General features: G+C 66.6%; 14 protein-coding genes. 9 read left to right on the plus strand and 5 right to left on the minus strand.

The window, feature by feature from the left end; all coding sequences use genetic code 11:
* Positions 1-21: 21 nt before the first annotated feature.
* The 3 genes from KRR55_RS18035 to KRR55_RS18045 form a co-directional block, all read right to left on the minus strand.
* Complete coding sequence (locus KRR55_RS18035; protein WP_217390699.1) at positions 22-1671, minus strand: DUF5671 domain-containing protein; 1650 nt, start codon at positions 1669-1671, stop codon at positions 22-24.
* Positions 1668-2135, minus strand: a complete 468-nt coding sequence (locus KRR55_RS18040) for an LpqB family beta-propeller domain-containing protein (RefSeq protein WP_217390700.1) — start codon at positions 2133-2135, stop codon at positions 1668-1670. Before KRR55_RS18040 ends, KRR55_RS18035 begins: the two co-directional genes overlap by 4 nt.
* Positions 2136-2200: 65 nt before the next feature.
* On the minus strand, positions 2201-3058 hold the full coding sequence (locus KRR55_RS18045) for a class I SAM-dependent methyltransferase (protein WP_217390701.1): 858 nt from the start codon (positions 3056-3058) through the stop codon (positions 2201-2203).
* An 86-nt stretch (positions 3059-3144) separates the two neighbouring features.
* Here KRR55_RS18045 and KRR55_RS18050 point away from each other — a divergent pair, with 86 nt between their 5' ends.
* Both KRR55_RS18050 and KRR55_RS18055 read left to right on the plus strand, forming a co-directional pair.
* Positions 3145-3888 carry a phosphoglyceromutase gene (locus KRR55_RS18050; RefSeq protein WP_217390702.1) on the plus strand — a complete coding sequence of 248 codons (744 nt, stop codon included), beginning with the start codon at positions 3145-3147 and terminating at the stop codon, positions 3886-3888.
* Positions 3889-4200: 312 nt separating this feature from the next.
* Positions 4201-4503 (plus strand): DUF4193 domain-containing protein, encoded by a 303-nt coding sequence (locus tag KRR55_RS18055; protein ID WP_071214863.1) that lies wholly within the window; start codon positions 4201-4203, stop codon positions 4501-4503.
* A gap of 207 nt (positions 4504-4710) precedes the next feature.
* On the opposite strand, the gene phoU is transcribed toward KRR55_RS18055, so the two are convergent.
* Positions 4711-5370: a phosphate signaling complex protein PhoU gene (gene phoU / locus KRR55_RS18060; protein WP_217390703.1), complete on the minus strand. Its 660-nt coding sequence runs from the start codon at positions 5368-5370 to the stop codon at positions 4711-4713.
* A gap of 181 nt (positions 5371-5551) precedes the next feature.
* Here phoU and KRR55_RS18065 point away from each other — a divergent pair, with 181 nt between their 5' ends.
* Entirely contained in the window at positions 5552-6769 is a 1218-nt protein-coding gene (locus KRR55_RS18065) for a sensor histidine kinase (RefSeq protein ID WP_336245165.1), read from the plus strand.
* Positions 6766-7446 (plus strand): response regulator transcription factor, encoded by a 681-nt coding sequence (locus tag KRR55_RS18070; RefSeq protein ID WP_217390704.1) that lies wholly within the window; start codon positions 6766-6768, stop codon positions 7444-7446. The genes KRR55_RS18065 and KRR55_RS18070 overlap by 4 nt, the downstream gene beginning before the upstream one ends.
* A 249-nt stretch (positions 7447-7695) precedes the next feature.
* On the opposite strand, the gene KRR55_RS18075 is transcribed toward KRR55_RS18070, so the two are convergent.
* Positions 7696-8223, minus strand: a complete 528-nt coding sequence (locus KRR55_RS18075; protein ID WP_217390705.1) for a hypothetical protein — start codon at positions 8221-8223, stop codon at positions 7696-7698.
* 312 nt (positions 8224-8535) lie between these two features.
* Here KRR55_RS18075 and KRR55_RS18080 point away from each other — a divergent pair, with 312 nt between their 5' ends.
* The 5 genes from KRR55_RS18080 (at position 8536) to KRR55_RS18100 (ending at position 14068) form a co-directional block, all read left to right on the plus strand.
* The gene (locus KRR55_RS18080) at positions 8536-9018 is read left to right on the plus strand and encodes a CarD family transcriptional regulator (RefSeq protein WP_105551679.1); all 483 of its coding nucleotides are present in this window, start codon (positions 8536-8538) and stop codon (positions 9016-9018) included.
* Between the two features lie 145 nt (positions 9019-9163).
* A complete protein-coding gene (gene ispD, locus KRR55_RS18085) occupies positions 9164-10435 on the plus strand; it encodes a 2-C-methyl-D-erythritol 4-phosphate cytidylyltransferase (RefSeq protein ID WP_217390706.1) in 1272 nt (423 codons plus the stop codon).
* Positions 10436-10488: 53 nt separating this feature from the next.
* Entirely contained in the window at positions 10489-11958 is a 1470-nt protein-coding gene (gene cysS / locus KRR55_RS18090) for a cysteine--tRNA ligase (protein ID WP_217390707.1), read from the plus strand.
* Between the two features lie 105 nt (positions 11959-12063).
* On the plus strand, positions 12064-13065 hold the full coding sequence (gene rlmB / locus KRR55_RS18095) for a 23S rRNA (guanosine(2251)-2'-O)-methyltransferase RlmB (protein ID WP_217390708.1): 1002 nt from the start codon (positions 12064-12066) through the stop codon (positions 13063-13065).
* Between the two features lie 247 nt (positions 13066-13312).
* On the plus strand, positions 13313-14068 hold the full coding sequence (locus tag KRR55_RS18100) for a GlgB N-terminal domain-containing protein (protein WP_217390709.1): 756 nt from the start codon (positions 13313-13315) through the stop codon (positions 14066-14068).
* The last annotated feature ends 238 nt before the right edge of the window (positions 14069-14306 follow it).

Below are 14306 nucleotides of genomic sequence, written 5' to 3' on the forward strand. Positions count from 1 at the left end.
CGGGGGAGCCCCGCCCCGTGCCTAGGCGCGGCGGACCGCGTCGGCAGCCAGCTCGATGACCTCAAGCCGTTCGGCGGGCCCGGCCAGCAGCAGGACGCGCTCGGCCGCGACGCCCTCCAGGATCCCGAGCAGCTGCCCGGGGGAGAGGGGCCCGCCAGGTTCGCCGTGGCGCCGCAGCACCGTGACGACGGCTCCGGTGTGTGCGCGGATCGCCGCGGCTAGCTCGTCGGCATCGGCCCCGGCCACCAGCACCACCTCCCCGGGCCCGCGCCCGGCCGCCGGCAGCGCCGGTTCCGCCGCCGTGCGGGCGTGCCGCCAGAGCGCAAAGTGGTATCCGGCCACCAGCCCGGTGGCCACCAACAGGCCCAACGGCGCGCGGACGCGTTCGAGCAACCCGTCGCCGCCGGCCTCGCCCAGCATGAACTCGAAGACGCGGAAGCCGATGACCAGCAGCGTCACCAGGGCGATGACCGCGCTGGCGCCGAAGACCAGCACCAGGTAGATCCGCCTGCCCTGCGGATCCGCCGGCCGCGTCGGGTGCCAGGTGAACCACCACAGCGGCCCGCCGATGGCCAGCGAGCTCAGGCCGGCCAGCAGCAGCTCGGTGGGGTCGGTGCCGCCCAGCCGGGTGGTGGCCGTGGCCAGGGCCGCGTTGACGACGACGCCCAGGCCGGAGGCCGCGGCGGCCAGCGCAATCCCGGACACGGCGAGCCCGGCGGCCGCGGGCACCGGTTCGGGCCGGGTCCCGGCTACCCGCGCGTGGTACAGCCACGACAGCGTGCCCAGCAGCGCGGCGGCCAGTGCCTCGGGCGCGGGATCCAGCAGCACCGGCACCGGGTCGGTCCGCTCCAGGGCCAGGCGCAGCAGCACGTAGAGCAGGACCCCGGCGCCGCCCAGGGCCACCATCGCGGACCCGGCGACGCCCAGGGCGACCAGGCCCACCGCGGCCAGGCGGGTGCGCAGCTCGCGGGTGCCTTCGCGGACCCAGTGCCACCACCAGACCAAGATCCCGCCGGCGGTCCACACCAGCAAGCCCAGGGCGGCGCGCCACCAGGGGGCGCCAACGGCCGCCAGCTCCCCGTCGGTCCCCGTCGCCTGCTCGAAGAGCACCGCCAGCACCCCGATGGCGGCACCCAGGCCGATCACCAGCCCCACGGCGGTGCCCAGCACGTGCGGAACCTTCGCCAGCGCCACCGGGCCGCGGCCGCGGTGGTGCAGGATCCACCGATGCCACACCCAGACCCCCGTCCACACCAGCCCGTGGCCCAGCGAGGACCGCCAGGAACCGGTGTCCCCGCCCGCCGCGGCGGCCAGTGCCCCGATGCCCAGCGAAACAGCGGTGAGCAGGGAGGCCAGGTACATGGCCGAGACGTATATGCCCCAGGCCGTGGCGCGGCGCTCGGCGGGGTCGGCCAGCAGGCGCCAGGAGGCCAGATACGCCACGGCACCCAGCGGCCCGCCGACCAGGGCCAGGGCCAGGGACAGGGCCAGCGACGAGGTATCGCCGGAGGCGATCGTCCCGGACGCGGCGAACAACCTGCCCAGCAGCCCGCCCACGCCGGAGGCGGCGAGGGCGATGAGGACGAAGAGCAGCAGATAGAGGATGAGGCGGCGCAGCGTGCCCAGGGCCGGGGCAGTGGCGCGGCTTCCGCCGGCGTCCGGGGCGCTCATGGCGCGGTCTCCCCGTCCGGGCAGACGAGCAGGGGCCACGGGGCGCTGGAGATCAGCCACCTGCCCCCGGTGCGGGACAGGTCGAAGGATTCCTCGCTGGCGTACTCGGGACTGCCGAAGGGCCCGCCGACATTGGTGTAGGAAATGGAGACCACGACGTCGGCGGTGGTTTCGCGCTGGGTCGTTGACACCAGCGCAACCCGGATGTTCCGTTCGGGGGCGACCGACTCGAACCCCTTGCACCGGGCGTCCTGTCCGGGATCCAGGAAGGCGGCGGCAGCGGCCTCGTCGCCGCCGATGACGGCGGTGACATAACCCTGGACCACTCCTTCGGGGGTGGATGCATCGAGCGGTTTCGGCGTGCCCCGGGTAAGCACCACGACCAATGACACCAGCACGAGTGCGGCAATGACGACTAGCAGCAGGACCAATGCCCTTGCGGGCCGTCCTTCACCTTTGACCATGGAACAAGTATGGGGCCGAACCCCCCGGTTTTCACCCGGTCCGGCCGCGGAAAATCCCGGGCTGGCTAGTTTAGTTCCGCCGGGGCCAGGGCCCCGCTGCGCGGGGCCACGGCTGCCCACTTCACGGTCATTTCGCCCATGCGCCAGCGCGAGGCGGAATCGCAGATGGGCCAGCCGGATTCGCGCAGCGCCCGGCACATGGCCACGAAGCGCTGCTTGTTGCCGAAGGTGGCCAGCGGGGCGGCGGAAAGCCACGCGGCATCGGCCGCGGCCAGGAACTCGTGGATGCGTTCGCCGGCGATGTTGCGGTGGATCAGGGCCTTGGGCAGGCGTTCGGCGACATCGGAGGGGCGGGTGAAGGCGCCAAAGCGCAGGGAAATGCTCAGGGTCTGCGGGCCGTCCTTGGTCACCGCGACCCAGGAACTGCGCCGGCCGATCTCGTCGCACGTTCCCTCGATCAGCACGCCGTGCTCGGTCAGCCGCCCGGCCATGGTCTTCCAGATGCCCGGCACGTCGGCCTCGTCGTACTGCCGCAACACGTTGAAGGCGCGGATCACGGTGGCCTTCGACGCAATGGGGATCTCGAACCCGCCCAGCAGGAAGTCGAGGCCTTCCAACTGCAGGGCGGTGCCGCGGGCCACGCGTTCGGGTTCGATCTCGATGCCGACGACGCGTGCCAGGGGGGAGATGGAGCGGACGCGGTCAAAGAACTCGACGGCGGTGGCCGGCGATGCCCCGTAGCCCAGGTCCACCGCAATGGGCGGTGCACCGGTGGTTCCGGGGCGCAGGCGCCAGGCCTGGGGCCCGGTCATCCAGCGGTCCACGCGGCGCATGCGGTTGGGATTGGTCGTCCCGCGGGTCGTATTGCCCAGCGGGCGACCGGTCAGCGACCGTCCGCCGAGCCGAGTCGCTTTCTGAACCATTGCTTTAAGACTAAAGTGTCGCACGCCCCGCCCCGCGCGTGTCACGGAATAAAGTAAGGCACTTCACGCGTCCTAGAATGGGATCCATGACTTACACCCTGATCCTGCTGCGCCACGGGCAAAGCGAGTGGAACGAAAAGAACCTGTTCACCGGTTGGTACGACGTCACGCTCACCGAGCAGGGCCGTGCCGAGGCAACCCGCGGCGGCAAGCTGCTCACCGAGGCCAGGCTGGCCCCGGCGGTGCTGCACACCTCGCTGCTCAAGCGCGCCATCATCACCGCCAATCTGGCCCTGGAGGCCGCGGACCTGAGCTGGATCCCGGTCAAGCGAAGCTGGCGCCTGAACGAACGCCACTACGGCGCGCTGCAGGGCAAGGACAAGGCAGCGACCCTGGCCGAATACGGCGAGGAGCAGTTCATGGAGTGGCGCCGGTCCTACGACACCCCGCCGCCGGCCCTGGCCGACGACTCGGAGTTCAGCCAGATCAACGATCCGCGCTACGCCAACCTGGGCGACGACGCACCGCGCACCGAGTGCCTCAAGGACGTCCTGGATCGCATGCTTCCGTACTGGGAAGACGAGATCAAGCCGGACCTGGCCGCGCACAAGACCGTTTTGGTCACCGCACACGGCAACTCGCTGCGTGCCCTGGTCAAGCACCTTGACCACATCAGCGACGAGGACATCGCCGGCCTCAACATCCCCACCGGCATCCCGCTGGTCTACGAGCTGAACGAGGACTTCACCCCGGTCACCCGCGGCGGACAGTACCTGGACGCGGACGCCGCGGCCGACGCCATCAAGGCCGTGGCCAACCAGGGCCGCTAGCCCGCCACGGCGCCCGCATCCCCTCGGCGGGGACAAACGGGGCCGCGTTCCCACGCCCCACCGGGCCCGGGAACGCGGCCCCGTTTTGCGTGGTGCCCACCAATCGCAGCGGCGGATCCGGTGCCGGGTGGACCGGGGATCCCACTGTGTTCCTTGCCATCGAAATGCGGTGGTCAAGAGCGTCCGGAGCATGCGACTGGTCACAAAACGCGCGCGGGGGGCGTAAATGGCGGAATTGGGACTTGCGCACACGGGTTCATGCTGTACTGTGTCGTCTCGACGTACCCCTGAATCACGTAAGGATTGCATTTCGTGGCAACTGATTATGACGAGGTCCGGCCCGACGTAGCCGAGGCCCGTAAGGCCTCCCTTGAAGCGGTCAAGTCCGCAAACGCTCCAGACGCACGCAGCGTGTCCCGGGACTTGGACGAGGAAGACACCTCTGACGGTGTCGAACTGGCAGGTGCCGACCTGTCGAACGAGGAACTGACCGTCACGGTCGTTCCGCAGAAGGAAGACGAGTTCCTTTGCGGCTCCTGCTTCCTGATCCGCCACCGCACGCTGCTGGCGCGCGAGGCCAACGGCGTGGCGTACTGCCGCGACTGCGAAGGCTAGGGCACACCGCGCCCCACCAGCGCCTGAAACGACTGCCGCTGCATCATTGCCCCCAAACCGTGCGCCCGCACGAGGGGGACGGATGTGGCGGTTTGGCGTTTAACCGGGACCGATGCACTTGCAAAAACGCGATGGGCCCGCCGTGTGGCGGGCCCATCGCGCGTGGGGGACACCGGCGGAAAGCCGGTGCCGCATAAGCCGTGCGGACTAGAAGACGCTGATGTCCGGATCCCACTCGCCGGTCACCAGGTAGGAGACCTTGCGGGCCACCGATACCCCGTGGTCGCCAAAGCGCTCCAGGTAGCGGCTGGTCAGCGTGACATCTGCGGTCGTCGGCCCGGAATGTGCCCACTCGGGTGCGGCGACGGCCTTGAAGATGGAGGAATGCAGTTCATCGATCTTGGCGTTGAGCTCGATGATCTCGCGGGCGATGGCCAGGTCGCGGGTGTCCAGCAGCTCGCCGAGCTTGCCGGCGATCGCGATGTCGAGCTCCGCCATGGCCTTGAAGGTGGGGGCGATGGACTCGGGGACCACCTGCTGCGGGAAGCGCAGCCGGGCCAGCTGGGCCACGTGGCGGGCCAGGTCTCCCATGCGCTCCAGCGAGGCGCTCATGCGCAGCGAGCCGACGATCATGCGCAGGTCCGAGGCCACGGGGCCCTGGAGCGCCAGCACGTCGATGGCGCGCTCGTCCAGCTGGTTCTGCAGGAAGTCGATCTTGGCGTCCTCGGCAATGACTTCCTGGGCCAACTCGATATCCGCATTCGCAAACGACTCGTAGGCGCGCTCCATCGCCGTGGCCACCAACCGGGACATCTCGATGAGTTCTTCTCCGATTTGCTGCAGATCGGCCTGGAAAACCTTACGCACGCGGGCGTCCTTTCACTACGATTTGTCACCGTGTCCGGCACGGACGACGGAACTGTTCATGTCCATTGTTACAGCACCAGGTGAATCGGCCGGGGAAACGAGGTGAACGTTTCGTGAATGAGTCGCGTCATTGGCCGGTTTGGCGCGGGCGGGCGGTCGATCCCCGGTTAGGCTAGGAGGCGTGAATGATGTCTTGCTATCCCTCGTTGCGGGCCTCGTCGGGTTGGCCCTTGGCATTGTGGGCATCATGGCGTACCGCGGTTCGATGCGCTCCCGCGGCGGCCTCCCCGTGGTCGGCGAACCGATGCTGCCCGAGGGCTCCGCCGAAGTGCTGTCGGTCATTGGCCGCGCCTTTGTCATCCTTGATGAGGTCGACGGGGTGGTGCGCGCCAATCCCGCCTCCTATGCCTATGGGCTGGTGCGCGGACACACGCTCATCCACGAGGAACTGCGCACGCTGGCCCGCAAGGTCCGCGCCGACGGGGTGATTGCCGAGCGCGAATTCGAGCTCCCGCGCGGCACCATGGGCGCAGCGAGCGTGATCATCCACGTGCGGGTCGCCCCGCTGGGCGAGGAATACATCCTGCTGCTGGCCGATGACCGCACCGAGATCACCCGCACCGCCGCGGTCCGCAACGACTTCGTGGCCAACGTGTCCCACGAGCTGAAGACCCCCGTCGGGGCGATCTCCCTGCTGGCCGAGGCCATTGACGGCGCCGCCGACGACGAAACCGCAGTGCGCCGCTTCACCTCGCGGCTGCACAAGGAATCGGCCCGCCTGGCGGCGCTCGTCCAGGACATCATCGAGCTCTCCCGGCTGCAGGGCACCGACGTGGTGTTGATGGGCGAGAACATCGACCTCAACGAGGTCCTGGCCGAGGCGGTTGACCGCAACAAGCTGCCGGCAGAGGAAAAGCGCATCAAGATCTCCGTGGGCGGCACCGTTGAGCAGCCGGTCTTCGGAGACCGCGACCTGCTGATGACGGCGCTGCGCAACCTCATCGACAATGCCATCCGCTATTCGCCCGAGGACACCACCGTTGGCGTGGGGCTGCGCCAGCGAGACGGGCTGATCCAGATCTCCGTGACCGACCAGGGCCCCGGCATCGCCCCGGAGGAGCAGGAACGGATCTTTGAACGCTTCTACCGCATTGATGCGGCGCGCTCCCGCCACACCGGGGGCACGGGCCTGGGCCTGAGCATCGTCAAGCATGTGGTGGCCAACCACGGCGGCGAGATCACGCTGTGGTCCCAGCCCGGACAGGGCTCGACCTTTACGGTGCGCCTGCCGATGCTCGAAGAATCCAGCGAACAAGACAAGTCGCTTCCCGCGTGGAACGATCCCAAACACAACACGGCCCACGCGCCTGGCGCGCTGCCGGAAGGAGGACGGGGATGACCCGTATTTTGCTGGTTGAGGACGAGGAGTCCCTTTCGGATCCGCTGACGTACCTGCTGGAAAAGGAGGGCTTCGAGGTCCGCGTGGCCGACAACGGGTTGGACGCCGTCACCGAGTTCGAGCGCCACGGCGCCGACCTGGTGCTGCTTGACCTGATGCTTCCGGGCCAGCCCGGCACCGAGGTGTTCCGCCAGATCCGCACGGTGTCCCAGGTGCCGGTGATCATGCTGACGGCCAAGGACTCGGAAATCGACAAGGTCGTCGGACTGGAACTGGGGGCAGACGACTACGTCACCAAGCCCTACTCCTCCAGGGAACTGGTCGCCCGCATCCGTGCGGTGCTGCGCCGCCAGGGCGAGGGCGACGAGCTGGTGTCCAACATCGTTGCGGCAGGCCCGGTGCGCATGGATGTGGAACGCCATGTGGTCTCGGTGCGCAGCTCGGAGGTGCCGATGCCGCTGAAGGAATTCGAGCTGCTGGAAATGCTCCTGCGCAACGCCGGCCGGGTACTGACCCGTGGGCAGCTGATCGACAGGGTCTGGGGCTCGGACTACGTAGGGGACACCAAGACCCTTGACGTGCACGTCAAGCGCCTGCGTTCGAAGATCGAACCGGAGCCGGCGACCCCGGTGCACCTGGTCACGGTGCGGGGGCTGGGCTACAAGTTCGAGGCATAGCGGCGGCCGCCCGAGGGCAACACCGCCACGGGCCCGCGGGGCGTCAGCAATGACTCTCCGCGGGCCCGTTTTCCGTTGGCTGCCGCGACCCGGTTTTCCAGAAGGCGGGTGCGGATGGCTCGCAGGCGAACTCGCGGGTTGGGAGGCCGATGGTGAAACAGCAAGGGCGATGGGGCCGGAGAATTCTCCAGGTCCATCGCCCTTGCTCTTTGGGTTCTAATTCGTCGACGCCTCGGCGCCGATGCCGCCTTAGTGTGCCGCCGGCTTCTCCGCGGGGGCCAGGTGCTCAAGGCTCTTCTCGTCAAAGCCGCCCGGGACGAACTCGCGGTATTCCTTGAGGGTTCCGTCAACGACCGGGATGCGGACTTGCTGGGAGCCGGAGCCAACGGCCAGGGTGGCCTCGGCCTGGGCGCCGGGCAGCACGCCGGCGGAGGGAACGGTCTTCTCATTCTCGGACTTTTCAAGGTTCACGACGCTCTTGGCCGGAATCTTGATGCTGACCGAACCGCTCGAAAGGGTCAGGTCCAGGGTCTGGGCTTCCTTGGTGCTGTTGACCAGGGAACCGAGCAGTCGGGCCTCGTCGGTTGCGCTCTTGGTGACGAGCATCAGGTTGCGGACTTCGAGGTCGCCGACGTTCAGGACGATTCCGTCGGAAGCGGCGTACTGGAAGGTCGTCGCCTGTTCGTTGATGGCGCCACAGCTGGTGACGCCAAGGGACAACATGGCCAGGGCTGCTGCGGCAACGACGCGGCGTCCACGGTACTTATGTGCGGTCATCACGGCACAAACTCCTCAATCAGGTTCGAGTTCGGGTGAGCTCGTGGGCACACGGGATGCACCCGAGGGAGCCACTCTCGCCCCCTAGCCTAATGGGTTTTGCCCCGAATGTATGATTCGGCCACCGGCGTAAGTGTCATCAATGCGCTGATCACAGCCCTGAAACAACCCGAAATGACTGCTTTGCATAGCAGGAGATCGGCTGCTTGGGAAGACCCAAAACCCCGCCATTACAAGGGAGTAGGGGAGCCCCTCGAATCAATTTGCCAAACAATCGTGGTAAACTGGGTAGTGGGAAAGGGGTTTATCCACATGGTTTTTGAGGTTGGCGAGACAGTTGTCTACCCGCACCACGGTGCAGCAATGATCGAAGAGATCAAAATGCGCACCATCAAGGGCGAAGAGAAGATGTATCTCAAGCTTAAGGTTGCCCAAGGTGATCTGACCATCGAGGTTCCGGCAGAAAATGTCGATCTCGTTGGTGTGCGCGATGTAGTTGGTCAGGAGGGCCTGGACCACGTCTTCGACGTGTTGCGGGCCGAGTTTACAGAAGAGCCTACCAACTGGTCGCGCCGTTACAAGGCAAACCTGGAAAAGCTTGCTTCCGGCGACGTCATCAAGGTTGCAGAGGTCGTTCGCGACCTGTGGCGCCGCGATAACGACCGTGGCCTTTCCGCAGGCGAAAAGCGCATGCTTGCAAAGGCCCGGCAGATCCTGATCAGCGAATTGGCACTGGCCAAGAAACTGGACGAGGAAAAGGCCGAGAGCGTGCTCGACGAGGTCTTGGCCTCGTAGCAGCCACGAGTTCTAGTTGGTTTGAACCCCGGTGGGGGTCTGAGGTGCCGCAAGGCGTTTCGGACCCCCACCGGCACTTAACCCACCGGTTCGCCGACTCCGGCGAGTCGGCGGACCGGTGCGGATCACCGCTAGGCTGGAGGGCGTGAGTGCCCCAACTTCGTTTAGCGAGCAAGAGATCCAACAGACGGCCATCATCGTGGTTGCCGCAGGGTCCGGGACCCGGCTGGGTTACGGCATCCCCAAGGCGCTGGTGCCGCTGGGCGGCAGATCCTTGCTGGAGCGCGCGCTGGACCAAATCCAGCTGGCAGGGTGCGCCGCACAGGTCATCGCCGTGCTGCCGGACGGCACCGGGGAGCTGGTCTCCCGGGCGCAGAACCATCCGCTGCGCCCGCGCTGCGTGAGCGGGGGAGCGACCCGCAACGACTCGGTGCGCGCCGGGCTCGCGGCCTTGGAGCCGGGGACCGAACGCGTGCTGATCCACGACGCCGCCCGCACCCTGACCCCTCCGGCAGTCTTCCGCCAGGTGGCGGCCACACTTCTTGCCGGCGCGCGAGCGGTTATTCCGGTGGTGCCGGTGGTGGACACCATCAAGCAGGTCGCCACGGATCCGGGCCGCGACCAACCGCACGTCACGGGCACCCCGGCCCGTGAACTGTTGCGCGCCGTGCAAACCCCGCAGGGCTTCCACGCCCCCACCTTGTTGGCTGCCCACCAACGTGCCGCCGGATGGGACCGGGCCGAAGCCGAGGCCATCACCGACGACGCGATGCTGATGGAAATGGTGGGCGAGCGCGTTGACACGGTCCCCGGCGCCGCCGCTGCCCTGAAAATCACCACCAAACCCGACCTGGCCTTGGCCGAAACCATGCTGCCGGCAGACCCCGTAAAGGAAACCCCCGTGCCCAGTCCAACTGGCGAACATCCTGGCCCGCTGATTCCGCGCACCGGCATCGGCATCGACGTGCATGCCGTTGCAGATCCTTCCGAGCCGCGCCCCATGTGGCTTGCCGGGCTGCACTTCCCCGAGGACCAGGGCCTGTCGGGCCACTCGGACGGGGACGCGGTTGCCCATGCAGCCTGCGACGCGCTCTTCTCCGCGGCCGGCATCGGGGACCTGGGCACGCACTTCGGCACCGACCGCCCCGAATACGCCGGGGCCTCGGGCACCACCCTGCTGGCCGAGGCCGCACGCCTGGTACGTGCCGCGGGATTCGAGATCGGCAATGTCGCAGTCCAGTTCGTCGGCCGGCGTCCCAAGTTTGCCGCCCGCCGGGCGGAGGCCGACGCGGTGCTGAGCAAGGCGGCAGGCGCCCCGGTCAGCGTTACCGCCACCACCTCCGACGGACTGGGCTACGAGGGCGCGGGCGCGGGAGTCACCGCCTACGCGAGCGCATTGGTGTATTCGGTTCGCTGAAAACGCCGATCGAAGCACGCCGGGTGTTTGACCGCCTCGGATAACCTGTACTGGTGAGCATCCGTTTTTACGACACCAAGCAGGCAGCGACCCGGGACTTCGTTCCCCTGACCGAGGGCAAGGTCGGGCTGTACTACTGCGGCGCGACCGTCCAGGGAATGCCGCACGTGGGCCACGTGCGCAGTGCCATCGCCTTCGACATCCTCACCCGCTGGCTGGAAAACCGCGGCTTCGAGGTCACCGTGGTCCGCAACGTGACTGACATCGACGACAAGATCCTGGAGAAGTCGGCCGCATCCTTCGCCGAGGACTTCGAGGAAAACGAAGACTACTTTGCGCGCGAAGCCTGGTTCGCCCTGGCCTACCGCTTCGAGCAGGAATTCAACTCGGCCTACGACACCCTCGGAGTGCGACGCCCGACCTACGAACCCCGGGCCACCGGTCATATCCCGGAGATGCACCAGCTTATTGCCCGGCTCATCGAGGCAGGCCACGCCTACCCGGCGCTGGATGGCTCGGGCGATGTCTACTTCGACGTCCGCTCCTTCCCCGCCTACGGCACCCTGACGCACCAAAACGTCGATGACATGCAGGCCGCCCCGGATGCCGACCCGCGCGGCAAAAAGGATCCCCGCGACTTCGCGCTGTGGAAGGGCCAGAAAGCCACCGACCCGGACACCGCCACGTGGCCCAGCCCCTGGGGCACCGGCCGCCCGGGCTGGCACCTGGAATGCTCGGCCATGGTCACCAAGTACCTGGGCACCGCCTTTGACATCCACGGCGGTGGCCTGGACCTGCGCTTCCCACACCACGAAAACGAGATGGCGCAGTCCATGGCCGCGGGCCACGACTTCGCCAACTTCTGGCTGCACAACGGCATGGTCACCTACGAGGGCGAAAAGATGTCCAAGTCCGTTGGCAACACCATCTCCCCGGCCGAGATGCTGGAAATGGCAAGCCCCCGCGCCGTGCGCTACTTCCTGGGCCAGGCGCACTACCGCTCCCAACTGGACTACCGTCCCGAATCCCTCGCCGAGGCGACCTCCGCGATCGAGCGGATCGACACCTTCGTGGCCAACGCACTGGACCGCATCCACGGGGTGGGTCCCACCGAGGACTTCTCGATCGACATGCACCACTTCGAGGTGACCGAGGCCTTCGCCGATGCCATGAACGACGACCTCAACGTGCCCCAGGCGCTGGCATCGTTGCATGAGACGGTGCGCCGCGGCAACACCGCGCTGGCCGCCGGCGACCTCGAGGTGGCCGACGAAGCCATGCAACAGGTCATGGCCATGACCTACACGCTGGGCCTGGACGACACCGTCGAGACCGGCGGTTCTGCCGATGCCGCGCAGTCCGCCGCACTTTCGGTGCTGGTTGACGCCCAATTGGCCGACCGGGCAGCCGCCCGCGAGGCCAAGGACTGGGCGCGTTCGGACGCCATTCGCGACACCCTGGCCAAGGCCGGAATCGTGGTTGAGGACTCGGCGGACGGCGCCCGTTGGAGCCTGAAAGCGTAAGTTGCCACACAAAGGGCGAGGAATATGCGTTCCTTGTCGCTAAAATGGGCGGGGCGGTGAGTGAAATCGCCGTGCCGTCCGCCCCGATCCAAGGAATACACCATCATGTCTGCTGCACAGAAGCGTTCCGGCGCCATACGCAAGAGCAAGAAGGGCCCCTCCGTCGGAACCGGCGGATATGGCCGCAAGGCCCTTGAAGGCAAGGGCCCCACGCCCAAGGCCGAGGACCGCCCGTACCACAAGGCCTTCAAGAACAAGGAGCTTGCCGAGCGCTCCGCCGCCAAGCGCGGGACCTCCAAGGGCGGCCCCGCAACCCGCGGCCGCAGCACCGGTGGACGCTCGAAGAGCAGCGAAGAGCTGGTCACCGGACGCAACTCCGTCGTCGAGGCGCTGCGCGCCGGCATTCCCGCCAAGGCGCTGCACGTGGCCATCCGGATCGACATGGATGAGCGCGTTCGTGAATCCCTGAAGATCGCCGCCGAACGCGGCATCCCCGTAATGGAAACCGGCAAGCCGGAACTGGACCGGATGACCGACGAAGCAATCCACCAGGGCCTGGTCCTGCAGATCCCGCCGTACGACTACGCCGATGCGCTGGAAACCGTCAAGGCCACCATCTCTAAGCACAAGAAGGGCTACGTCAAGAACGCCCCGCTCTTCATTGCCTTGGACGGCATCACCGACCCGCGCAACCTCGGTGCGATCATCCGTTCGGCCTCGGCCTTCAACGCCCACGCCGTCATCGTTCCCGAGCGTCGCTCGGTGGGCATGACCGCTTCGGCCTGGAAGACCAGTGCCGGTGCCGCCGTGCGCGTTCCCGTCACCCGCGCCCCCAACCTGACCTCCACGCTCAAGGGCATGAAGGAAGCCGGAGTATTCGTCATCGGCCTGGACGGCGACGGCGACGTCTCCTTGCCGGATCTAGGCCTGGCCACCGATCCGCTGTGCATCGTGGTGGGGTCCGAGGGCAAGGGCCTGTCCCGCCTGGTGCGCGAGAACTGCGACATGATCGTCTCGATCCCGATCAACTCCTCCATGGAGTCGCTGAATGCATCGATGGCCGTGGGCATCACGCTTTACGAGGTTTCGCGCAAGCGCAGCGCCTAAGGCACCGTGCATCGGGCCCTGCCCGGATGGCACTAGAATTTCATGAAAGTGGTTCGACGTTTCTGGCAAGGATTCGTCGGACCACTTTCTTCGTTAACGAGCCTTGCCCTACTTCACCGGCCTCTGCAGGGGCGGCTATTCCCAAGCCCACCGATTCTCGATAGCGTGAGGTGAATCGGAACCCCAGGTGCCGACCAGCAAGATGGGGCACCCCGGAACGATGCAACGAGGGGGATGGAGAAACGCCATGGGTCCAACGCAGCTCGACGCCGACGACTATTCGCCGCACCGGCTTGAGGAATCATTGGGAGCGCCGTTGCACGTAAGACCCGAGGTCCTCGAAGCCGTTGAACGGGGAGAAGACAAGTCCCCGCACGCGGTCCTTGGGCCCCACCTGAACCTGTTGGGGCATGTGTGCGTCCGGACTCTGCAGCGCGATGTCCTGGCCATCAACATCCTGACCGCGACGGCCACGGTCCCCATGCTTCGCGAGCACGGAGACCTCTGGGTGGGGTTGATCGAGTCCAAGGACATTGGCAGGGTTCCCGACTACCGGATCCAACGCATTGAGCTCGGGGGAGTCCGCGTGATCGATGATCCATATCGGCATACACCCCGCTTGGGTGAGCTGGAGCTCCATCGCCTGCGTACCGGAGGGACGCAGGCGATGGAACTCTTGCTCGGTGCACATCCACAGCACTACTCCTCACCCATGGGGGACGTGGAAGGCACCGGTTTCGTGGTCAGGCAGGACGAGGCCGTTGCCGTGCGAGTTTGCGGCGATTTCAATATTTGGAACGGTTCCGCACACGCCATGCGCCAGCTTGGCCATAGCGGGATCTGGGAAATCTTCATTCCTGGCGTTTCGGTTGGCTCCAAGTACCGTTTCGAATACTTGGAGCCCACCGGCACATGGGTCGAGTATGCAGATCCGGTTGGCCACTATTCGACCGAGGATCCGGACACCATATGTGTGGTCCAACCCGAGGGGTTTGAAGCCTAGACCTTAGGTCAGGGACGGGGGTCGGTGAATCCCAGACATTAAGCGGTAATCTTTATGGGCCAGCTCACAAAAAGCATTTTGGCTTGTTTTAGTGATTCCTTGGTGTCAAGCGATGGAAATTCCCCGTCCTTGCGGGGTTTGCGGACCCCTGGTGGTGCGGGTGCCTGCCGTTTGGACATTCGGGCGGGATGGGCGTAGAGTTATTTCTCGCACCGAGCACCGCAGCGTAGCCCGAAAA

This window comes from Paeniglutamicibacter quisquiliarum, assembly GCF_019084045.1.
Classification (GTDB): Bacteria; Actinomycetota; Actinomycetes; order Actinomycetales; family Micrococcaceae; genus Paeniglutamicibacter; species Paeniglutamicibacter quisquiliarum.

Coding starts and splice junctions, on each gene's coding strand:
- KRR55_RS18035 (WP_217390699.1), bottom strand. CDS start 1,671: ATGAGCGCCCCGGACGCCGGCGGAAGCCGCGCCACTGCCCCGGCCCTG.
- KRR55_RS18040 (WP_217390700.1), bottom strand. CDS start 2,135: ATGGTCAAAGGTGAAGGACGGCCCGCAAGGGCATTGGTCCTGCTGCTA.
- KRR55_RS18045 (WP_217390701.1), bottom strand. CDS start 3,058: ATGGTTCAGAAAGCGACTCGGCTCGGCGGACGGTCGCTGACCGGTCGC.
- KRR55_RS18050 (WP_217390702.1), top strand. CDS start 3,145: ATGACTTACACCCTGATCCTGCTGCGCCACGGGCAAAGCGAGTGGAAC.
- KRR55_RS18070 (WP_217390704.1), top strand. CDS start 6,766: ATGACCCGTATTTTGCTGGTTGAGGACGAGGAGTCCCTTTCGGATCCG.
- KRR55_RS18075 (WP_217390705.1), bottom strand. CDS start 8,223: ATGACCGCACATAAGTACCGTGGACGCCGCGTCGTTGCCGCAGCAGCC.
- KRR55_RS18080 (WP_105551679.1), top strand. CDS start 8,536: ATGGTTTTTGAGGTTGGCGAGACAGTTGTCTACCCGCACCACGGTGCA.
- rlmB (WP_217390708.1), top strand. CDS start 12,064: ATGTCTGCTGCACAGAAGCGTTCCGGCGCCATACGCAAGAGCAAGAAG.
- KRR55_RS18100 (WP_217390709.1), top strand. CDS start 13,313: ATGGGTCCAACGCAGCTCGACGCCGACGACTATTCGCCGCACCGGCTT.